The following is a 20,071-nucleotide window of genomic DNA, read 5'->3' as shown; positions in this document are numbered from 1 at the left end:
GGGGGACGGGGCGCGTCCCGGGTGAGGGAAGCGGCGGGGTCAGCGGCGCTTGGGCCGGGTGATTCCGTGCTCGGCGAGCGCCTCGGCGAGGAAGGCGCGGGCGGTGCCCGGCCTGCATCCCAGCCGCTTCGCGGTCTGCCGTGCTGACGGTTCCTTCATCAGGTCCCCACCGGCGTCGAGGACCTCGGCGACCAGGGCCCGGGCCGTCTCCAGACGGTCGTCGGCGACCTGCTCCCGGACGGGGTCCACACCTGCGTCCTTCCCTTGCGGGAAGCGGGTTGTGGCCTCTTCGGGAACCGCTTCCGCAGGCGGGCGGGAAGCGGTGAGCGGATGCACCGGCACCCGGTGCGCCACCCACTGTCCGTCCAGTCCGGGAATCGTCAGGGCGACCGGCAGGAAGGGCGCGGGGATCACCTCGGGCGCATCGTCGGACGCGGTCTCGACGACCGCGTCCGGGCCCGGATCCGAAGCGTCGGGAACCACCACCGGCGGCGGTGTGTCCCGGCCGATCCAGCGGTGCCGGCCGTCCCAGGACTCAGCCACAGCGCGCCGGTACTCCGCCCGCCGGGCGGCGCGGATCTCGCGGATCGACGGCTCGTCGGGAGCGGCCCCGTGGGCCCGGGTCCACACCGTCTCGTACGCGGAGTCCATGGAGACGGTGGTGTTGTCGGCGAGGCGCCGGGCGCGCCGGACGAGGATCGGGTGGCGGCGGCCCAGCCGTCGCCACCGGTCGGCGTCCTCCGCGGTCTGCTTGGAGAGCGCGGCCTTCTTGGAGCGCATCACCACCAGCCACAGGGCCACGGCGGCCAGCGAGGCGAGGGCGTAGGTGCCTGCCCGGTAGAAGCCGGCGGCCGAGTGGTCCTCGATCAGGTGCCCGGCGGCGTTGATGGCCGCCGCGATCACGGCGGTGATCACCGTGGTCCGCAGCAGCCACCGGTGCGGGCGCTTCTGCTCGATGGCCTGCCCGGTCAGACCGGCCATGGTGAGCGTCATGCCTTCGGTCAGGACCGGGACGCCCACAGCGGCCATGCCCATCCCGAGGGCAGCGGCGGCCGATGCCTGTCCGGTCCAGCCGAAGACCATGGAGACGGCGACGACCGGCAGGCCCCACAGCGGCATGTGGTGGGCCAGCTTGATCTGAGCGGCCTGCCAGGCAGCACGGCGTTCCCTGCGGCGGCGGCCCCGGGACTTCTCCCGCGCCTCACGCTCCTGGCGCTTCCGGGCGGCCTTGGCGTTGCGCTCGTTGGTCTTGAGCTGGCGCTCGTGCTCACGGTCGCGGCGCCGCTCCTCGCGGTCCTGCCGCAGGTCTTCGCGCCGCTCGGCCCGTTCGGTGCTCTGATCGCGGCGCCGCTCCTCGCGCCGCGGGGACGGGCCGCCGATGGGCACCTGCCCGTACGGCGGTTCCGCCGGGGGATGGCCGTTGTGGGTGGCCGGGGGTTCGGTCTGGTAGGTCGTCACTGAGACACGGCCTCCCCACGAGCCGCCACGCGGCGGCGCTCACGCTCCGCGTTGACGAGGCCCAGGGCCTTCGGCCAGTCACGGTTGGTGGCCACGCAGGCCAGGCCCACAAGGTCGCCGAAGGACACCGTGCTCAGCGCATCCACGCACTCGGTGCACTGGGCCTTCTCCAGGTGATCGGCCATCAGCCAGAGGCTGCGGGCGAGCTCCGAGAAGGGGTCGGGGAGCTGGTCGGCCTCCGGCGACCGCCCCGGCCTCGGGAAGTGCGGGGCGTCGGCCTCGGGCCAGTAATGCGCCTGGAGCTCTGCGTCGTGCGGCGGCCGCGCCACCTCCGGCAGGCGGCGCGTGGCGATCTTCCAGCCGACGCGCGGGTCCTCATCCGGCGATACCGGCGACCAGGAGGTGACTGCCGGATCAACCCGGCGGACGGTCTCCTTTGCCGTTTCCCGGGATCGTTCGACGCCGTGGACGACGCCGTCGTGGACGATGACCTCCACCGGCGCCTCCGCCGCGTTGAGGTAGTGCTCGACGGTCTCCTGGAGCCAGCGCTCGACCGTGCGGAGCGCGGCCAGTTCTTCGCGGGCCTGCCTCAGCTGGTCGGCCAGGGTCTCGGAGCGCTGTTCCTCCTCTCGCAGGTTCCGCTCCAGCTTGCCCGCCTGTTCCTGCGCGAGGACGGCGCGCTCGTCGAAGTCGCGCAGCAGCTGGTCGCGGTCGTTCTTGAGCCGGGCCAGCCGCAGCTGCACGGCCGGGACGCGGGCCTCGGCGCGGTCCCGCTGACCGGTCAGGGCGGTCAGGCGGCGCGTCAGGACGATCCGGATCATGCGTGGGCCTCCTTGGAGCGCGGCGTACCGGAGCGGGAGAAGTGGCGGCGGGCGGCGCGGACCGCGCAGCGGCCCGCCAGGCCGGCGGCCCCCAGGACCGCGGCGGCCTTGACCGCCGCGACCAGGGCGGTGACAGCCGCGATCAGAGCGGGCTCCAGGATCAGGCCGACCCCGTAGGCCAGGCCCAGCAGCACCACGACGAGGGCGACCAGCGCCACCGGGTGCAGCTCGTCGGCGCCACGCACGACGTGGCGCCCGATGCGGGTGAGTTCGGCGCGGGTCGTCACAGCGCCACCGCCGATCCGGCGGTCACGGCGTTCTTCCCCGCGTCGCTGCCGGTCGACCGGCGGTTGGTCTCGCGGAGCTTGTCCGACAGCGTCTTGCGGTCGTCATCCGTCATGCCGCCCGCCCCCAGACCATCGCCTCGGGCTCGAAGCCATGCCGGTTGTCCTCGTCCTCGATGTCGTCGAGGACCGAGGCCATGACCTCCAGGTGCGCGACGGCGTGGGCGACCTCGTCGAGGGCCAGGAAGTTGGAGGCGACCATGTCGGCCAGGGCCTCGCGGCGGGTGTAATCCTCGGTGAAGCAGGCGAACAGCGCCTCGTGGCGCTGCTGCTCGCTCAGGGTCTCGGGGATCTCGTACTCGCTGCCGGTGATGAGGTCGGTGTCGATTCCGAGCTCCAGCGACAGCCCGATCCGGGTGGTGCGGCTGGTGTGACCGGACGAGATTCGCCCGATGGCCACCGGTTCCGTCATGCTGTTCATGCGGGATCCACTCCTTGCGTGAGTGTTGGTTCCGAAGTGGCCCCGGGGGCGTTGGAGCGCCTTGTCCGGGGCCGCGCCCTTTTCGGGCGCTTAAAGGTGGTTCGTCTAGCCAGACAGCCACGGCCGGGGCGCATCCCGCGTCGAGGCGGACACGTCGGACCGAATCTGTCTGGGCATCCCTCGCGGGCCGCTCAGGTGCAGCGACCAGCGCAGAGGGCGTTTTCTCTTCGCACGCTGTGGAGTTCTCAAGGAAGTTGCGCTCTCCCGGCCTAGCCCGAAGGCCGGTTCCGAGGACGCATCCGGGACACAGCTGTGCCCCATCACGGCGTAACCATGTCCCTCAACTTCGGTACATAACTTGCGCCGTTGATGAAGGACCGTACATCACTTAGGTGGCACCCCGTCAAGAGTTAAGTACCTAAGTTGAGTTGAGAGCGCGACCGCGCGGCGCTCTTATGTACCAAAGTCGGTTCTCTGTGGGTACACTCAGCGGCCATGGAGAAGGCGAAGCGCGATCAGCGGGCCACCGCCCGCTCGATCGCAGACGACATCCGGGCGCAGATAAGAGACGGCAGCCTGCGCCCGGGCGAGGTGCTGCCCACGAGCCGGGAGCTCGCCGACCACTACGGGGTCACGACCCGGACGGTCAGCGCGGGCATCGACGTGCTCAAGGTCGAGGGGCTCGTCGTCGGCGAGCAGGGCGGCCGCCGGCGCGTACGGGCATCCCGGCCGATCACCTGGAACCTGACGAAGTTCGAACTCGGCACGCGACGGGACACGGCCGTCATGGACGACTGGGCCACGGCCATCAAGGAAGCCGGCCGCGAACCCGCCCAGGAAATCAGCGTCGCCACCGAAGGCGCCTCGGAAGATGTCGCCGCCTGGCTGCGGATCCAGCCCGGCGAGGAGGTGGTCCGCCGCGAGCGCCTACGCACCGTGGACGGCCAGCCGTTCCAGCTCTCCACCTCCTACTTCCCCGGCAGCATCGCCCAGGGATCCGAACTCATGGAGGAGCGGGACGTGTCGCGGCCGGGCGGCATCCTCGCCCACATCGGGCACCCCCAGCGGCACGTCCGGGACGAGATCGGCGTGCGGATGCCGACTCCGGAGGAGTCCGAGCGCATGAACCTCCCGCCCGGAACTCCCGTGGCCGAGCACGTGCGCATCGGCTACGGCGACACCGCGCCCGTTCGCGTGATGATCACGATCGCCCCCGGCGACCGGCACCGCCTCGTCTACGAGCTGGAGGTCTGACCGGTGCCCAGGACCATCCGACCCGCGACCGGGGCAGACATGCCCGCGCTGCGCGACCTCCGCATGGAGGCCGAAGAGTGGCTCAAGGACGCCGGCATCAACCAATGGCGGGACGCGCGGACCCGAGGCCCCGCACTGGCGAAGTGGGAGCACAACATCCACGAAGGCCGCACGTGGGTGGTGGACGACGGCGACGGCGGACTGCTGGCCACCGCCACCCTGGCGCCGCCCGACACCGACTTCTGGCGCGAGGACGACCACCCGGCCACGGCCGTCTACATCGCGAAGCTGATCACGGCGCGGAGAGCGAGCGAGGCCGGTCTGGAACTCGGCGACCGCATCCTCGACTGGGCCGGCGGCATGGCACGCGACCGCGGTCTCCCATGGGTCCGACTCGACTGCTGGCGCGACAACACCCGTCTCCAGAACTATTACCTGCGCCGCGGCTTCCGCCACGTACGGACCGAGGCCCCCGCCCACCGTCTAAGCGGGTGGCTGGCACAGCGCCCCGCCTCGATCACCACCCGCCCGGGCCGTCAGCTCGCCTCCGCCGACGCTTCAGCAAAGGCGCAGGGGAGCGGGGAGGCCCCTCCAATGCGGGTGAAGCCCGAGGTCACGTCAGGCGCGCCCGGCTGAGCTGGTATTGATGCGGCGGCTGACACGCCGGGCGATACGATGCGCAACGTCCCTTCGTAACTGAAGGAGCACAGAAAGCAGAAGGCCCGGACCAAAAGGTCCGGGCCAACAGCCGAAGAACTCGTCTCTCTCGCCAAAGTTTGATCGAGTCTTCGGCCCAACGTTCGCGGTAGCGGCTCGGGAGCTTCCCCTCGCTCGCGTCGAACCGCGTACGGGTCCACGATAGCGGGCCCGGCGCCGGTTCGTGCAGTAGGAGTGACTTCCCGTTTCGCCGACCGTGGGAAGGCGAACACGGTGCACGGCCTGAAACAGCGGGTTGACCAGGCGATTCCTCTCGCTGGAACCCCCTTTACCACCGCCACCCCCTTGGGTGAAGCACTAGGGCGTGGTGTTACTCACGTCACAGCTCTCAGTCCAGGCAGTGCCCGCACTGGTCTGCTCGGGCAGCCGTACGGACAGCAAGCGGCGACGGTCAGCCGGCCTGTTCCCGCCCTCCTGCACGTGACACTGCTCGGGGGTGCCCAGTGACGAACAAGCACACCCGCCGCGAGACGTGGGCACGGGCGATCGAGCCGGAGCCCTCGGTCACCATCACCGAGGAGACGTTCTTCGGGCACGGCTGGCAGCCGCTCACGATCGCTGTTCTTCAGGCTCTGTGGTTCATGCCGCCGGGCGAGGAGTTCGATGTGCCAGAGCTCACCAACTGGTTTCGGGCGATGGGCTGGAAGTCGGGGAACGGCCGGCCGCTCGGGGAGGACGCTGTCCGCCGCGAGCTTGCGCTGATCCGCAAGGCTGGTTACGTCCGTACCTACCGCGTCCGGCTGGAGGGCGGGACGCTCGGCGGCGCCCGGTACGAGATCTCGAAGCGGCCGAAGCCGCCCCAGGAGCAGATCGAGTACATCACCAATGAAGCGACAAAACCGCAGGTCGCACCTGATGCCTCCAATGAAGGGGTCAGGCCCGGACCCGATGCCTCCAATGGAGAAAAGCGCAGGTCAGACCTAATGCCTCCATTCACCGGGTCAGGTGGATCGCCTGGTCAGGTGGATGAGGCAAAACCGCAGGTCGCGCCTGATGCCTCCAATGGCGGTTTCCCCCCCACACCCCCCCTGGAGGTGGTGGTAACTACCTCCCCCAACCCCCTCACGCCTCACGGCATCCCCGAGGAGCACACCGATCCCGCTGCGCGGGGGGAGGAGGCGGAGGAGGAAACGTTCGACGCGGAGGCCGTTGCTGCCGCTGAGGAGTTCCTTCAGGAGATGCCCGCTCCGTGGGCGGTCGGACGTCCGACCGCGCGCCGGTACGCCCCGTTGTTGGTGGAGAGCATCACGGCCCAGGGCTGGGAGCTGGACGACGCACTAATCGCCGAGCTGACCAAGGGGCCCTTGCCCCACAACCCCGGAGGCGCGCTGAAGTCTCGGATCGAGAACCTGGTCCGTCGGCACCGTGCCGCGGCGACCGCACGCACCGTGCCCAACCAGGCCCGCCCCTCCGCGCAGCCCACTGCCAGCCTGCCCGGGTACTGCGGGGACCTGGACTGCGACGAGATCACTCGGATGCGGACGGTCGAGGACGAATCCGGCATGCGCACCGTTGTTCGCTGCCCGGTCTGCTTCCCCCTGCGCCCGGCCGTCGCGAGTGCCTGACTCCAAGATCGCGTACGGCCGTCTGGCGGCCTGAGTGATCACTGAAGGCCCGGATGGGCCCGAAAGCCCCTCTCGACGCTCTGGGGGGCGCTCAGATCCCTTCGTGGCCTATTTGATCAAGCACGACGGCGGCCGGAAATCCTCGCCAGGCCCCGGCCGCCGCTCGAAACTCCCAGAACAGGAGGCTCACTATGAGCATCGCAGAACTTCAGGGAACCACCGACCCCGACGTCTTCCCGGACGAGGGCCCCCGCCCCGCGGACGGCGGGTTCGACCGCACGCCGCCGCACGACAATGACGCCGAACAGGCGGTGCTCGGCGCGACGATGCTGGCCACCCAGAGCAGCACCGCCCGCGTCATCGACGAGATCGACGCGGAGCTGCGCGACCCAGCGGACTTCTACAAGCCCGCCCACGAGACGATCTACCGCACGATCCTCGACATGTACGCGGCGAGCACGGGCGCCACGCCGAGGATCGACCCGATCACCGTGGCTGCCGAGCTCACCAAGCGCGGGGAACTCGCCAAGATCGGCGGTGCCCCCTACCTCCACACCCTCGTCCAGACCGTGCCCACGACGGCGAACGGCCCGCACTATGCCGCGATCATCCGCGAGCGTGCGGCGCTGCGGCAGATCATCCAGGCTGGCACCCGCATGGTGCAGATGGGGTACGCCGCCACCGACGACGCAGACCGGATCGCCGCGGACGCCATGGCTGAGGTTCAGGCTGCCGCGACCGGGACCACCGAGGCGGCGCCGCCCCTGTCGGTCGCCGACCGGTGGGAGACCTTCCTCGACGAGCTCCAGGCCGGCGAGGACCCCAGCGCGCTGGACACCCCGTGGCGGGACCTCAACGACGTCATCCAGCTCAAGCCCGGCCAGCTGATCACCGTCGGCGCGGCCACCGCCGGTGGCAAGAGCTTGTTCGGCATGAACCTTGCTGCCCACGTCGCCCTCAAGCGCAACCGGCCCGCGCTGGTCATCAGCCTGGAGATGGGAGGCGGCGAGCTCATGGCCCGGCTCACCGCCGCCGAAGCGAACATCAATGTCGACCGGCTGGTTCGCCGCCAGTGCACCGAACAGGACTGGGAACGCATCGCCAAGGTCTCCGATCGCATGGCCAACGCGCACAACTTCGTCCTCGACGACTCCGCGCATCTGACCCTGTCGAAGATCCGGGCCCGTATCCGGTGGATGACGGCCCGCGGGCACGCGCCTGCGATCGTCGTCGCCGACTACCTCCAGCTCATGACCCCCGAGGGCGCCAGTAAGAACTCCAGCCGTGCCCAGGAGGTTGCTGACATCAGCCGGGGCCTCAAGGTGATGGCGATGGAGTTCGGAATCCCCGTCGTCGCCCTCGCCCAGTTCAACCGGGGCGCCGTCGGCCGGCGCCCCCTGGTCTCCGACTTCAAGGACTCCAGCGCCATCGAACAGGACTCCAACATCATCGTCCTGCTCCACCGCGAGCTCGCCGAGGACGGCACCGACACCGGCCCCAAGGCGGGCACCGTCGAGGCCATCATCGCCAAAAATCGGAATGGGGCATCTGGGCGAATTATCGAACTGGCATTCCAGGGGCATATGGGGCGTTTGGCCTCTATGGCGCGCTGACTGACCTGCGCGTTTCCCGTTTCCCGGGGTGGCCCGGACCGGCCGCCCCGGCACCTGAGACCGGAGAACACAGATGCTCACCATGGAGACCGTCCGTACGAACCGGCACCTCGACGAGGACCAGGCCGCCCGCGTCGTCGAGCTGTGGAATGCCGCCTACCCGGGGATGCGCGAGATCCTCGACACCGTGATCCGTGTCTGGCGTGAGGCCGGCGACGACCGCGTCGAGCGCCTGGAACGGGTACGGCGCGAGCTGGGGCAGATGGACCGGGGTACGTACCAGGACTGCAAGCGCAGCGCACCCGTCTTCATCCCGTCCCACTCCCGAGGCCACCTCCTCGCCGTCCTCAACGTGACATCCATCGGCAACCCGCACGCCGGCGCTATCCACCGGCTGGCGGCCGAGCTCGCCGACCTCACCGTCGCCCGGCACGAGCGCCTCCGTGCCGAGACAGCCGCCCGCCAGCCGACCAGTGCCTCGGCACCGGCCGGTGCCGCATGACGAACAGTAGGCTCAGCAAGTCGACGGCCGGGAGGGCCCAACCCGCTCCTCCCGAACGCCGGAATCGAGCACACTGGACACCGACAGCAGGAGGAGGCTCCCGATGAGTGCACAGCCGGCCGAGGCGCCGTACCCGACTCGCTCGCCGTACCGGATGGAATTGGACGAGGGGCCCCAGAGCGTTGCTGAGCTGCGCGCGGCGCTCGCTACGGTGTCCACCGCAGACCTCACCGCCTTCGACGCCCGGCTCGGCGCGATCCGCACCACTGATCCGGCCGGCCTCGACGAGGCACGTGCCCTGTTCGCGGAGTACCGGGCGGTGTGGCTGTCCCAGGTCCACCCGGTGATCCGGGCGGCCGTTGCGGACTCGGCGGACGGCACGGCGACGACGCACTCCTCCGACGACGTGTGGGCCGACTACGACCCGGCGACGCTGGAGCCTCGGGAGGCGCAGGCGTGACCTATCGCGTCACCTACACCGACGACGCCCGCCGCGGCATTGGCGGCCTGGCGCCCGATCAGCGGCGCGCGGTTCTCGACGCCGAGCGGGGCGTGCTTGCCACCCAGCCGTACGAGGTGGGCACCGAGTTTGAGGGCCGTGGGCCGAACGCGCTGCGGCGGTTGGTGCTCGACAAGGCGCGGGTCTCCATCGGCTACCGGGTGTTCCCGGATCGGGTCGAGGTGACGGTCGTCTGGCTGATCGGTTTCCCGTGATGGGCTGGTGAATGCCGCAGCGGAGATCGACGAGGAGAAGCCCCGGGCGGGTGCCCGGGGCTTCTTGCCGTCCGTGACCGAGAGGGGAGGGGCCGCAGGCGGAGCTACGTGGTGCGGGTGACGTGCAGTCGGGTGCTGGGGGACAGGCACAGGGTCGGCCCGCCGTCCGTGAAGCGCAGGATGATGCGGGGAGACTGCGGGGTGGAGTGGTCGGTGCTGGCAGCAGCGACGCGGCGCCGGCGCCCGCCGACGTCGACGATGTCGGCGGGCCGGATGGTCCGCGCGGTGCGGGGCCCGGTCGTCATGGCGGGTGCGGCTACTGGTCGAGGCAGTTGAGGATGTGCTCGGCGGTGCGGCCGAGCTCCTGCATGTGCATGACGGCCGAGCGCAGCCCGGCGCCGGGGCCCCGGCGGAGGTCCTCGTGCGCCCGCCCGAGCACCGCGTGCCACTCGTACCAGCCGGTCGAGTGCCAGCGGTGCTCGTCACGTCGCTCTTCTACCTCTTTGGCCAGGACCTTAACGTCCCTGTGCAGGGTGCCGGTGATCTCCTGCACTTCTTCGGGGCGGGGCAGGACCGGGCGCTCCATGAGGGCGCGGGCGATGGTGGCGCGGATACGCTGCGTGTCCAGCGGTGCGGTGTCACCGGTCATCATCGGCGTGAGCTGTGCGTGGAGGGGGGAATTGCTTTCGGACTTGGCCATGTCCGGACCGTAGGAGCGGTATACCGGGATGGGCCCACACGATGTGTGTGGGTCGTCGACCCTTCCGCCTCTGGAGCCCCGATGGACGGTATCCAGTTCGGCCGCCGCGTCGCCTACTGGCGCAACCGCCGCCGCTACTCGCAGCAGGAGTTCGCGGCCCTGATGGGCCGGTCGCTGCGGTGGGTGCAGGAGCTGGAGGGAGGCCGCCGCCAGGCCGACCCACAGCTGTCGGTGGTACGCATGGCGGCCGTGCGCCTGAGCACCACGGTGGACCGCCTCCTGAGCGACCCGGCCGTCCTGTGCCCGGCGGAGTCCGAGATCGACGCCGTACGGGCCGCGCTGCACCGCCACGACGTCCTCACCGGCAGGAGCGACGATTCCTCCGCCGAGCCCGTACCGGTGGAGAATCTGCGCCGCTCCCTGGTGTACGCGCGGAGCGGCTTCCAGGCCGGCCACTTCGCGCAGCTGGGCGTGCAGATCCCCGAGCTGCTGGTCGACGCAACCCGCGCCGCCGACCGTCATCAGGGGGACGACCAGCTGCACGCGTACGCGCTGCTGTCACTGACGCTGGAGCTGACGGAGGCGGCCGCCATCAAGTGGGGCGACAGCGAGCTCGCGGTGGTGGCCGGCCAGCGCGCGGTCGCGGCCGCCGAACGCAGCGAGGACCCCGTCATCCAGGCCTCCGCCGCCCGCCATCTCGCCGACGCGATGACCCACCACGGCCAGGCCGCGGCCGCCGTCGCCTTCGTCACGGCGGCCGCGCACCGGCTCCAGGGCGACCTGCTCCAGCAAGGCCCGGACGGGCTGTCGGTGCTGGGCATGCTCTGGCTCAAAGCGGCGATGGCGCAGGCCGCGGCCGCCGAGGCGGACGACCGCACCCCGGCCGCGCTCGCCCGCGCCGTGCCCGCCTTCCTCGACCAGGCCGACGAGCATGCCGCCCGCCTCGGCGCCGACGGCAACGCCTTGTGGACCAGCTTCGGGCCGACGAACTGCAAGCTCTACCGCGTCGCCGCGCACGTGCAGCTCTCCGAAGGCGCCGACGCCCTCGCCGTCGCCGCAGACATCCCGGGCGAGGCCCTGGCCGCCCTGCCGCGCGAGCGCCGCGCGCACCTGCTCACCGACCGCGCGTACGCCGAGACCCAGGCCGGGCTGCGGGCACAGGCCGTCGACACGCTGCTGGAGGCCGAGCGGCTCGCGCCCGAGGAAGTGCTGTGCCGCCCGCGGACCAAGACCCTGGTGGAGGACCTGCGACTGCTCGGCGCCGGGAGCTCCGAGGCACGCTTGCGCGCACTGGCCGACCGCTGTGGACTGCCCCGGTGACCACTCGAACGCTGTACCTCATCGCCTGTGCGGCCCCGCCGGCACGCCGTCTCGACGTGCCCATCCGCGCCGCCCAGGCCGCCGGTTGGGACGTCTGCGCGATCCTCACCCCGTCTGCGTACCGGTGGGCGAGCGAGGACTCCGACGGCGGGATCGAGGCCCTGGAAGAGCTCACCGGCCACCCTGTCCGCTGGCAGTACAAACTGCCCTCGCAGCCGGACGTGCTGCCGGAACCGGACGCCATTCTCGTCGCCCCGCTCACCACGAACACCCTGCACAAGTGGGCGCTGGGCATCAGCGACACGCTCGCTCTCGGACTGATCACCGAGGCTTTGGGGTTCGGCCTGCCGACCGTCGCCCTGCCACACTGGAACACGGCCCAGAGCCAGCACCCCGCCGTCCCCGGCAGTGTCACGACCCTGCGCGAGGCAGGCGTTCACCTGCTCCTCGGCGACGGCGGATTCATTCCCCACCCGCCCCGCAAGGGCGACCTCGATGCCTACCCCTGGCAGGCCGCCATCGACGCGCTGCCCGCCTGACGGACGCGGTACGGCACAGGCCCGCGAACGCCAGGAGACCGGCCGCTGGGCAACTCACCTCTTAAGAGGTGAGTGTGTGGTGCGGGTGGTCGGGGGAGTGCTGGTTCAAGCAACGCGGGGGCTCCGCCCCCGCACCGGCCGGCGCGATCCCGACCCGGACGCGCTGGCGATCTGCGTTCCGGCCGTCTACCTGCCCGACCAGTAGGCGTGCAGCGAACGCCGACGTCACCGAACGCCGACGTCACCGAACGCCTCCCGGCACCCCAGCCGGGAGGCGTTCGACATGCAAGCTCAAGTCGGTGTCCCAGTTACTAAAACGCCCGTTTTTGTCAACGGAGAACGGTCGCGACGCGGAGCGTTCGTCCAGCCGCGCAGATGGGGGCGAGTGGGACGGCGGGATCTTGAACGCCACCCGGCGTCAGGGCCCGGAGGTGTTCGGCGTGCGGGCCGGCGGGCCTTTCCAGGGGCTCCGCCCCCCGGCCCTCAACAGCGCGCCGGCGACGCTGGACCCGCCGAGAAGGGGCCGGTCGCGGACGCCGATTTCCGCGCCGTGGCCGGTGGTCGCGGCGCAGACAAAGAAGGCGTGGTTGATGCCGGTGAGGGGTTGCTGGAGGCACACGTGGCGGGTGCTCTGTCGACGGTCCCTCTCGTCGTGGCTGACTGGCCGTGGCTGAGGTAGAAGCGGCTCGTCGGCGGCTCAGGCGGAGAGATCAAGTTGGTGTTCGAAGAGGGCTTGACCATGAACCAGAAAGGTACTTGAATTAGATGCGTCGGAGCGGCCGGGAAACCCGCCCGACGCACCTCGGCCCATCTGGGTCACCACCGAAAACCTCAACCACGGAGACGCCATGAACACCATCACTGCCACCGTCCCGGTCGACCTCGTCAAGCGCGAGCGCGAGTTCTTCGTCGTCGGTAGGGATGAGGCGGACGGCTACGAGGTCTGGCACGTCGAGGAGGCCCCCGCTGACCCCTTCGACGCGCAGGAGCTCTGGGACGAGCTCTCGTGGGACGCCTACGACGCCTTCGGCGGCGTCAGCCCGATCTTCGCCGTCAGCCACGCGCACGCCGCCGGTATCGCCCGCCGCGACTGCCTGTAGCCGACAGCTTCCACCGCCCCGGCCGCACGTCCATGTGCGGCCGGACGACGGCGCGGCCACGGGAACGATGCCGCAGCACCGCTGCTTGAGCATCGGCCGCGCCGTCGTCACGCGTCACCGAAAACCTCAACCAGGAGTACGACCACCATGACCACGCAGACCACCACCACGCCCGCGCCTGCGCAGAGCCCGCTGTTCGAGAAACTGAGGACCGTCGGGCTGTCCCCCGAGATGTGGGGCGACAGCGCGGGCACCTACGTCCTGCTGACCCTCGCGGACGCCTCGCAGATCGGCATCAGCGCGACCACCACCGACGGGGCGGAAGTGCAGGCGCACCACGAGGTGGAGGAGCACCGCAGCTGGCAGGCGTACTGGAACGACGCCGACCAGGAGCACTTCGCCACCGTCTACGACTCCGACGGCGACGACAAGGAGTGCGCGGCCGACACCGCCGCCGTTGCCGAGGCTGTCATCGCCTACATCCGCGAGCACGAGTCCACGCTCACTGAGGCCGACGTCCTGCGCGGCGCACTGTCCACCTGCGGCCTCACCGCGTACGACGGTGGCGAGGGCGGAGTCAGCTGGCTCGTGGTGCCGTTCAACCCGCGCACCGCCGAGGACTCTGCCCGCCTCGAACCGCACTTCCTGATCTCCTCCGGCGAGGACGCCCGCCGCCCGGTGCCCCAGCACGACGAGCCGTGGGGAGCTTCGCTCTGCGACGGCCTCGGCGACTACGTCGACACCCTGGACGCCGCGCCCGAGGGGGCATCCCTGGCCGAGGACTCCGCGCACTGCGCCCGCGCCATCGCGGAGTACATCGCCGCCCACCGGCGCGAGTGGATCGCCCCGGCGAGCACCGGTCTGCGCGTCGTGCCCGACGAGGTCGGCACGATGAAGCACGACGTACTCAAGGGCACCCAGCACCTCGGTGTGATCTTCGACGAGACCCCCGCCCGTCTCGCCCGGGGCGGATGGGCCACATGGTCCCCGAAGGCAGCCAGCCGAGACGGCATCGTCGGCTTCTTCACCACGAAGGAGGCGGCCGCGCTCGCCATCGCCCGCACCTGGGGTCTGTGCCTTGCCGAGGCGGCCGAGTGGCGGACCCTCAAGGGCATCGCGACGCCGTTCTTCGTGTACGGCGACGTGCAGGACGACGGCCGCGTCTGGCTTGCCCGCGACCGCAAGCAGCTGACCGGCACACCGGTCAAGGTCGTCCGGCTGACGACGGAAGCCGGGAGCCGGTACGGGTACACCGCCAGCGGCCAGCAGATCTACTTCGGCGGCACCGCCACGAAGGTCTGGGCCGCCGCGTAACGAACACCGGGGCGAGCAGGGGTCCCCGCTCGCCCCGCACGGCAATCCACGAAGATCAAGAAGAAGTGAAGCGGCCGACGGGGAAACTCGTCGGCCGCTTCGGCGCTCGGTCACCGAGAGCCCTCAACCAGGCCGCGAAGCCGAACGCGTCACCATGGTACCGACGACGATCAACGGAGAGAGCGCACCCCTGATGCAGACCATTGACGGCCGCCGGTACGGCTCCCGGAAGGACCTCATTGCGCACACCGGCTACAGTCGCGCCAGCCTCGACAACTTGTGGAAGGACCGGGATGACAACGGTCACCCGCCCGCCCGCATCATCGACGGCATCATGCACTGGGACCTGGACGCGTGGGACCGCTGGTACGCGGATTTTCAGTGCACCCGGCGCAACGCGGCGAAGGCGATCGACCGCAGCGGTGACCCTGACGAGGAGCTCAAGCCGGCCGACCAGGCCAGGGTGCTGGGCCTGCCTCGGAACATGATCGCCCAGTACCGGAACAACCCGCCGAAGGGCTGGCCGGGGCCCATCCGTACCGAGCTCCTTCCCAAGGGAGGGGTGCGCGAGTTCCGCACCCGACGGCAGCTATGGGAGTACCACGACACCACCAACCGGATCGGTACCGCCGGCCGCCGCGCGGCCACCAAGCCAGACCCGCGTGTGCAGATTGCAGTCGAAGCCTTGGCAGCACAGCCCGACCGGGCCGTCGGCGATATCGCCGACGACTTGGCGGAGGCGCATGGCCAGTCCGTCCACACCTGGAAGCGGATCATTACCGCGGCCCGCAAACAGGCGCAGTAGCGACCGGTAACCGCATCCCGCGCGCCGACAGCACTGGCAGGTGCGGTATGTGAGAGAGCCCCGACAGGTTGCCTGTCGGGGCTCTCTCACATGTCGGGGCGGAAGGTGCGGCACGCCGGTGAGGGGCTGTTGCTGCCGCATGTCCCGGAACCGGACGCGTGGCCGCGCACGAGCGTCCCGCGGTCAGATCCGGTGGTTTTTTCGGATGCTGGAGGACGTCTACTGAAGCGGCTTTCCCGGCGAGGCGGCGTCGGGTGCGGAGGCATTTTCCGGGGCGGTTGCCGAGGAGGAAGGCGCAGAGTTTTTCGGGGCAGCCGGCCTGCGTGTCGCTCGGGGGCGTCCCTTGGGGCGGCGCTTCGGCTCCTCTGCGCCGAGGGTCTCCAGTTCCTCGGCGGTCCAGCCGGCGGCCTGCGCTTCCACGTAGGCGCGGGCGTACGGTTCCTCGGTCTTTTCGAGTTCGTCCCGCAGGCGCTTCCGGCTTGCCATGAGGTCGGCGAGCGGGGCCAGGGCGGTCTCACGCGCGGCGTTTATCTCCTGCGCCTGCCTGATGATCTCTTCTGCTGTAGCCATGATCGGATCGTAGTTGTCGACCGGTCAGGAAGGAATCGAGTTGGGCTGGCGCGACGCCCTGCTCCCGGCCACTGCGGTTGTCGTACACCCGAGGCCGGATCCGGATCCCTCCACCCCGGCCGGTGAATTCCTCGCTCCCTGGACGGCTCTGCCGTACCTCGAAGTCCGAATGCTCGTTGACGCAAGGGCATTCCGCTTCTGCTGTATCAGCCTCAAATCACCTCACATTACCTCTCACCGGTCCCAACAGCATCTGTTCATTCCGTTGACTGCCTTCTGTCCCAGAGCTACCGTCAGAGGCCAAAAGATCAAGAACGGATGGACAAAGGTACGTCCCCTGCGGGGACGTACGCGGCTTCGCCGCTGAAAGACCGGGGGGAGGGGGCGGCGTCACATGGCCTGGGTCACGCGCATCGTGGACATGGAGCAGGTTGAGTACCGCCTCTCTGGCAATTCCGGTTGCTACGCCCAGGCCGGGACCGAGGGCGTAGCCCCGCCGGCTGCCGACGCACAGGTCGACTACCGCATGCAGGCAGCGGCTGACAGCGGCCTGGTGTGGATCGGCGAAGGCCTGCCGGACGCCGGTCTGGTGGCCGGAACAGTTCTCGACGAGGCTGGCAAGGACGCGGCCCGCGCGCTGGCGAATGGCATCCACCCGGTCACCGGTGAGCGCCTGGTGCGCGCCGAGCTCCGCGCGCACCCGCGCTCGCAGCTGACCGGTGCCCGGCTCGTGGAAGCCATTGAGGCTGCCGCCACGGCTGCCGGGGTGGAGCCGGAGGACCTCTTCCGCGGCAAGCCCAAGCAGAAGAAGAAGTACGAGACGCTCGCGCGGATGGTCCACCAGCAGGGCGAGCGCCACCGTCTCCAGGCTGACTCCCTTCACCGGCTCGCCCGTGCTGCTGGGCTCGACCTCGCCGACATTTACGAGGCCGTGGAACTCGCCGACGCGCGAGCCCACGAGGATGAGCGCGTCAATGTCCGGGTGCGCGCCTACGACCTCGTCGCGGACTTGCCGAAGGGTGATTCGGTGCTCTGGGCGCTCCTCGCCGAGCAGCGTGAAGAATCGTTCCGGGATCTCGTTCACCAGGCGAAGCGCGACGCCTTCGCGCAGCTGGAGAAGTGGATCGGCTACGGCCTGGCGAGCGAGGACGGCAAGCTCCACCGCATCGGCACCGGCGGCCTGCTGGGCTGGACCGTGGAGCACCAGTCGGCCCGCCCGGTCGACGACGACACCCCCGGCGACCCGCACCTGCACGTCCACATCGTCATCGCTAACCTCGCCCGCTGCGAGGATGGCCAGTGGCGTGCGATAGCCAACGGCGGCATGGACCTCCACCGGCACGCCCGCGCCTTCGACGCCCTGTTCAAGGCCCGGGTGCGCGCTCTGGCCGGCGAGCGGTTCGGGGTCCGCTACGAGCGCGACGCGGCCACGCGGTCCTGGAACCTGGTCGGCATCCCCGAGGCGCTGCGCGAGCACTACTCGCGCCGCGCCGCACAGGTCGAGGCCGTCGCCGGTGCGGACGCCAGCCGCGAGGAGAAGCAACGCGTTTCCGCCGAGACCCGCCACGCCAAACACGACACCGGCGCACTGGACTTGCGGGCCAACTGGCGCCAGCAGGCTCAGGACCTGGGCATCGACGTCGACGCGATGATCGCGGTCGCCGCGCCGGGACCGCCCGGTCCGGGCAGCGGACTGGTCGTGGGCCCCGGCGACGGTCCCCAGGTGCCGCCGCCCGCGCAGATCGCTGCCGAGGTTTTCTCACCCACCCGGGGCCTGACCGCGCACGAGAAGGCGTTCACCCACGCGCAGCTGCTCGCCGCGGTCGCGAACGCCTGCCCGTACGGTCTTGGCGACGCCGAGCTCGAAGGCCTCGCCGATGAGGTGCTTAAGGTGCAGGGCTACGCGCGGACGCTGCCGCACCGCGGCTCGGTCCTGATGTCGAGCACCGCCCGCTACACCACCCACGACATCCTCGCGGCCGAGCAGGTCATCGTCGACCAGGCCCGCGCCCGCTACGCCGACGGGTCCGCCTGCCTGACCGGTGACCAGGCCGCGGCCGCGCTCAGCGTTTTCCAGGTGGCAGCCGGCTTCGAGTTGTCGGCCGAGCAGCGGCGCGTGGTGGAGCGGCTGCTGACCGCCGGGCACGGAATCGACGCCGTGATCGGTGTCGCCGGCTCCGGCAAGACGACCTTGATGGAGGCCTGCCGGATCGGCTGGGACGCGGTCGGCCTGACCTACGCAGGCGCCTGCCTGTCCGCCGTCGCCGCACAGAACCTGTACGAGGGCTCCGGTATCCCGTCGAGCACCATCGCGTCCTGGCTCATCCGGATTGAGGGCGGCACCGGGCTGCGCGGCGTGGACGTCCTGGTCCTGGACGAGGCTGCCATGACCGACGACCGGGCGATGGCCGTCCTCCTCACGGAGGCGGCCCGCACCGGCACGAAGGTCATCGCGATCGGTGACCCGCAGCAGCTCCAGGCGATCGGCCCCGGCGGTGGTTTCGAAGAGGTGCACCGCCTGGTGGGCGGCGAGTTCCTCGCCGACAACCGCCGCCAGAAGGACGAGGGCGAGCGGGCCGCCCTCGAGGTGTGGCGCCAGGGTGCGGTGCAGCGCGAGCGGGCGCTGCGGATCCTCGCCGACGGCGGCCGCGTGCACGCCACCGACACCGCCGACGCGGCCCGCGCCGAGATCCTCGCCGCCTGGGACCAGGCCCGCACGCGCTGGCCGGATGCGTATGAAGTGCTGGCCAACCTCGTTGTCCTGGCTGCCCGTAACGAAGACGTCGACAGCCTCAATGCCGGCGCCCAGGCCCTGCGCCGCGCCGCCGGGGAACTCGGTCCCGCGCGCACCTTCGTGCTGCCCCGCCGCGAGACCCTGACCCTGGGGGTCGGGGACGTCGTGCGCGTGCGGCAGAACGATTACCGCTCGCGCCGTCGCGGAGCCGGCCTCGATGTCCTCAACGGCTACCGCGCCGTGGTCACCGACATTTCCGCCGACCGCAGGGTGCAGATCACCTGGCGGCGCGAAGAGTCCGACGGCACGGTCAGTCACCAGCAGGCATGGCTGACCCCAGCCCAGATCAGCCAGGGCGCCCTCAGCCTGGGCTACGCGATGACCATCGCCGCCTCCCAGGGCCTGACCGCGCAGACGAGCCTGATGTACGGCCTCGGTGCGAACAGCTTCAGCCTCTACCCCGGCATCACCCGGGCCAAGGGCGAGAACCACCTGTGGCTGCCCGCGGCCGCGCTGGAGGACGAGGAGACGCGGGCCGCCCTCGGCGAGCCGCGCAGCGAGGCCGAACTTCTGGACCGCGCCCTGTACGCGTACGGCGCGTTGCTCAAGCAGGACCGTCCGGCGCAGATGGTCAGCGACCAGCTGCGCGCGGCCCCCGACCCCGTTGCGCCGCCCGTACCCCAGGCCGAGGCGGAGTTTCCGGCGTGGGACGACCCCGTGTCACGCCCGTACGGTGCGCTGTCCGACGTCCTTCTCGGCACCAAAATCGCCAAGGCCGCGCAGCAGGCGGCGGCGGCCGAGCGCGCGGCTGCCGACAAGGCGCGCGAGCTGGTGAGCGCGGCCGCCGAGCTCACCGCGCACGTCTCACCGGGCCGGCGCATCGCCGATGAGGCTGCCGCCGTTCTGGGCGAGGCCGACCGGCTTCTTGCGCTCGCCGTGCAGGAGGCGGAGAACGCCGACCGGGCCGACGACGAGCGGGGCAGGGCCCGGGCGATGCGTCAGGAGGCGGAGACGGCCGCCGGGCGCAACCGGATCACGCTGCTTGCCGCGGGCACATCTCGTGGCGAGCAGGAGCAGCTGCTCGCGCAGTACACCGAGCAGATGGCGGACGCGCACGAGGAGCAGCAGCGCGCCCGGCAGGCTGCCCGGGCCGCGCAGCGCGAGGCGTGGCAGACCGTCGAGCTGTCTCCGTACGCCGGGGTTTTCCGGGAGCAGGGCGCCACCGGTGCCCCGCCCCGCGAACTCGACGAGATGATGGAGCGGCTCGCCGCGATGCGCGAGTTTCTGCCGGCTCTCGCGCAGCAGGTCGATACGCAGCGCGCCGAGGATGTCGAGCATGCCCGCGGACAGGAGGGCGGGCTGCGCGCCCGGGCCGAGACGCTGCGGACGACCGCCGCCGCGCTGCGGGCGGAGCGGGAGCTGCGCCGGCAGATCGCAGCGCAGGCCCAGGGCCAGCACCAGGCGGAGCAGGGCGCCCGGCAGACGGCCCGCCGTGCGGAAACGGCTGGCGCTCAGCAGAACCGGCAGGGCCCCGACCCGGTCCTCCGGCCCGATTCACCCGGCCAGAGGGTCACCTGAGC

General features: G+C 70.8%; 20 protein-coding genes. 13 read left to right on the top strand and 7 right to left on the bottom strand.

Annotated features, from left to right (window positions below; genetic code table 11):
* Positions 1-39 precede the first annotated feature (39 nt).
* The 4 genes from AB0435_RS12675 to AB0435_RS12660 all read right to left on the bottom strand — a co-directional run bounded on the left by AB0435_RS12675 (position 40) and on the right by AB0435_RS12660 (position 3,044).
* Complete coding sequence (locus AB0435_RS12675; protein WP_366426892.1) at positions 40-1,458, bottom strand: hypothetical protein; 1,419 nt, start codon at positions 1,456-1,458, stop codon at positions 40-42.
* The gene (locus tag AB0435_RS12670; RefSeq protein ID WP_366426891.1) at positions 1,455-2,279 is read right to left on the bottom strand and encodes a hypothetical protein; all 825 of its coding nucleotides are present in this window, start codon (positions 2,277-2,279) and stop codon (positions 1,455-1,457) included. Before AB0435_RS12670 ends, AB0435_RS12675 begins: the two co-directional genes overlap by 4 nt.
* On the bottom strand, positions 2,276-2,566 hold the full coding sequence (locus tag AB0435_RS12665; protein WP_366426890.1) for a hypothetical protein: 291 nt from the start codon (positions 2,564-2,566) through the stop codon (positions 2,276-2,278). The genes AB0435_RS12670 and AB0435_RS12665 overlap by 4 nt, the downstream gene beginning before the upstream one ends.
* A 109-nt stretch (positions 2,567-2,675) precedes the next feature.
* A complete protein-coding gene (locus tag AB0435_RS12660; RefSeq protein ID WP_366426889.1) occupies positions 2,676-3,044 on the bottom strand; it encodes a hypothetical protein in 369 nt (122 codons plus the stop codon).
* 495 nt (positions 3,045-3,539) lie between these two features.
* Between AB0435_RS12660 and AB0435_RS12655 the strand changes: the two genes are divergently transcribed.
* From AB0435_RS12655 to AB0435_RS12625, 7 genes are all read left to right on the top strand, one after another.
* Positions 3,540-4,298, top strand: a complete 759-nt coding sequence (locus AB0435_RS12655; RefSeq protein WP_366426888.1) for a GntR family transcriptional regulator — start codon at positions 3,540-3,542, stop codon at positions 4,296-4,298.
* 3 nt (positions 4,299-4,301) lie between these two features.
* A complete protein-coding gene (locus AB0435_RS12650; RefSeq protein ID WP_366426887.1) occupies positions 4,302-4,934 on the top strand; it encodes a GNAT family N-acetyltransferase in 633 nt (210 codons plus the stop codon).
* A 524-nt stretch (positions 4,935-5,458) separates the two neighbouring features.
* A complete protein-coding gene (locus tag AB0435_RS12645) occupies positions 5,459-6,580 on the top strand; it encodes a hypothetical protein (RefSeq protein ID WP_366426886.1) in 1,122 nt (373 codons plus the stop codon).
* A 191-nt stretch (positions 6,581-6,771) separates the two neighbouring features.
* Positions 6,772-8,193 (top strand): replicative DNA helicase, encoded by a 1,422-nt coding sequence (locus AB0435_RS12640; protein WP_366426885.1) that lies wholly within the window; start codon positions 6,772-6,774, stop codon positions 8,191-8,193.
* 73 nt (positions 8,194-8,266) lie between these two features.
* Entirely contained in the window at positions 8,267-8,695 is a 429-nt protein-coding gene (locus tag AB0435_RS12635; RefSeq protein ID WP_366426884.1) for a hypothetical protein, read from the top strand.
* 103 nt (positions 8,696-8,798) lie between these two features.
* Entirely contained in the window at positions 8,799-9,155 is a 357-nt protein-coding gene (locus AB0435_RS12630) for a hypothetical protein (protein ID WP_366426883.1), read from the top strand.
* The gene (locus AB0435_RS12625; protein WP_366426882.1) at positions 9,152-9,409 is read left to right on the top strand and encodes a hypothetical protein; all 258 of its coding nucleotides are present in this window, start codon (positions 9,152-9,154) and stop codon (positions 9,407-9,409) included. The genes AB0435_RS12630 and AB0435_RS12625 overlap by 4 nt, the downstream gene beginning before the upstream one ends.
* 104 nt (positions 9,410-9,513) lie before the next feature.
* Here the strand turns inward: AB0435_RS12625 and AB0435_RS12620 are convergent, their stop codons facing one another.
* Together AB0435_RS12620 and AB0435_RS12615 are read right to left on the bottom strand one after the other, a co-directional pair.
* On the bottom strand, positions 9,514-9,714 hold the full coding sequence (locus tag AB0435_RS12620; RefSeq protein ID WP_366426881.1) for a hypothetical protein: 201 nt from the start codon (positions 9,712-9,714) through the stop codon (positions 9,514-9,516).
* A gap of 11 nt (positions 9,715-9,725) precedes the next feature.
* Positions 9,726-10,109, bottom strand: a complete 384-nt coding sequence (locus AB0435_RS12615) for a DUF6415 family natural product biosynthesis protein (RefSeq protein ID WP_366426880.1) — start codon at positions 10,107-10,109, stop codon at positions 9,726-9,728.
* A gap of 81 nt (positions 10,110-10,190) precedes the next feature.
* Between AB0435_RS12615 and AB0435_RS12610 the strand changes: the two genes are divergently transcribed.
* The 5 genes from AB0435_RS12610 to AB0435_RS12590 all read left to right on the top strand — a co-directional run bounded on the left by AB0435_RS12610 (position 10,191) and on the right by AB0435_RS12590 (position 15,187).
* Positions 10,191-11,429: a helix-turn-helix domain-containing protein gene (locus tag AB0435_RS12610; RefSeq protein WP_366426879.1), complete on the top strand. Its 1,239-nt coding sequence runs from the start codon at positions 10,191-10,193 to the stop codon at positions 11,427-11,429.
* Positions 11,426-11,968 carry a flavoprotein gene (locus AB0435_RS12605; protein ID WP_366426878.1) on the top strand — a complete coding sequence of 181 codons (543 nt, stop codon included), beginning with the start codon at positions 11,426-11,428 and terminating at the stop codon, positions 11,966-11,968. The genes AB0435_RS12610 and AB0435_RS12605 overlap by 4 nt, the downstream gene beginning before the upstream one ends.
* Before the next feature lie 848 nt (positions 11,969-12,816).
* On the top strand, positions 12,817-13,068 hold the full coding sequence (locus AB0435_RS12600; RefSeq protein ID WP_366426877.1) for a hypothetical protein: 252 nt from the start codon (positions 12,817-12,819) through the stop codon (positions 13,066-13,068).
* A 147-nt stretch (positions 13,069-13,215) separates the two neighbouring features.
* Entirely contained in the window at positions 13,216-14,382 is a 1,167-nt protein-coding gene (locus AB0435_RS12595) for a hypothetical protein (RefSeq protein ID WP_366426876.1), read from the top strand.
* A 193-nt stretch (positions 14,383-14,575) separates the two neighbouring features.
* Positions 14,576-15,187: a hypothetical protein gene (locus tag AB0435_RS12590; protein WP_366426875.1), complete on the top strand. Its 612-nt coding sequence runs from the start codon at positions 14,576-14,578 to the stop codon at positions 15,185-15,187.
* A 219-nt stretch (positions 15,188-15,406) separates the two neighbouring features.
* Here AB0435_RS12590 and AB0435_RS12585 read toward each other — a convergent pair whose 3' ends face one another.
* Positions 15,407-15,757 carry a hypothetical protein gene (locus AB0435_RS12585; RefSeq protein WP_366426874.1) on the bottom strand — a complete coding sequence of 117 codons (351 nt, stop codon included), beginning with the start codon at positions 15,755-15,757 and terminating at the stop codon, positions 15,407-15,409.
* Positions 15,758-16,151: 394 nt separating this feature from the next.
* Between AB0435_RS12585 and mobF the strand changes: the two genes are divergently transcribed.
* Complete coding sequence (gene mobF, locus AB0435_RS12580; protein ID WP_366426873.1) at positions 16,152-20,069, top strand: MobF family relaxase; 3,918 nt, start codon at positions 16,152-16,154, stop codon at positions 20,067-20,069.
* The last annotated feature ends 2 nt before the right edge of the window (positions 20,070-20,071 follow it).

This window comes from Streptomyces sp. NPDC051173, from assembly GCF_040689515.1.
Taxonomy (GTDB): domain Bacteria; phylum Actinomycetota; class Actinomycetes; order Streptomycetales; family Streptomycetaceae; genus Streptomyces.
This window is presented reverse-complemented; position numbering and strand designations above follow the sequence as displayed.

Excerpts from the sequence above, each read along its gene's own strand:
- AB0435_RS12660 (WP_366426889.1), bottom strand. The coding sequence starts at position 3,044 with ATGAACAGCATGACGGAACCGGTGGCCATCGGGCGAATCTCGTCCGGT.
- AB0435_RS12635 (WP_366426884.1), top strand. The coding sequence starts at position 8,267 with ATGCTCACCATGGAGACCGTCCGTACGAACCGGCACCTCGACGAGGAC.
- mobF (WP_366426873.1), top strand. The coding sequence starts at position 16,152 with ATGGCCTGGGTCACGCGCATCGTGGACATGGAGCAGGTTGAGTACCGC.
- AB0435_RS12585 (WP_366426874.1), bottom strand. The coding sequence starts at position 15,757 with ATGGCTACAGCAGAAGAGATCATCAGGCAGGCGCAGGAGATAAACGCC.
- AB0435_RS12670 (WP_366426891.1), bottom strand. The coding sequence starts at position 2,279 with ATGATCCGGATCGTCCTGACGCGCCGCCTGACCGCCCTGACCGGTCAG.
- AB0435_RS12600 (WP_366426877.1), top strand. The coding sequence starts at position 12,817 with ATGAACACCATCACTGCCACCGTCCCGGTCGACCTCGTCAAGCGCGAG.
- AB0435_RS12590 (WP_366426875.1), top strand. The coding sequence starts at position 14,576 with ATGCAGACCATTGACGGCCGCCGGTACGGCTCCCGGAAGGACCTCATT.
- AB0435_RS12640 (WP_366426885.1), top strand. The coding sequence starts at position 6,772 with ATGAGCATCGCAGAACTTCAGGGAACCACCGACCCCGACGTCTTCCCG.
- AB0435_RS12610 (WP_366426879.1), top strand. The coding sequence starts at position 10,191 with ATGGACGGTATCCAGTTCGGCCGCCGCGTCGCCTACTGGCGCAACCGC.
- AB0435_RS12620 (WP_366426881.1), bottom strand. The coding sequence starts at position 9,714 with ATGACGACCGGGCCCCGCACCGCGCGGACCATCCGGCCCGCCGACATC.
- AB0435_RS12615 (WP_366426880.1), bottom strand. The coding sequence starts at position 10,109 with ATGGCCAAGTCCGAAAGCAATTCCCCCCTCCACGCACAGCTCACGCCG.
- AB0435_RS12630 (WP_366426883.1), top strand. The coding sequence starts at position 8,799 with ATGAGTGCACAGCCGGCCGAGGCGCCGTACCCGACTCGCTCGCCGTAC.
- AB0435_RS12595 (WP_366426876.1), top strand. The coding sequence starts at position 13,216 with ATGACCACGCAGACCACCACCACGCCCGCGCCTGCGCAGAGCCCGCTG.
- AB0435_RS12655 (WP_366426888.1), top strand. The coding sequence starts at position 3,540 with ATGGAGAAGGCGAAGCGCGATCAGCGGGCCACCGCCCGCTCGATCGCA.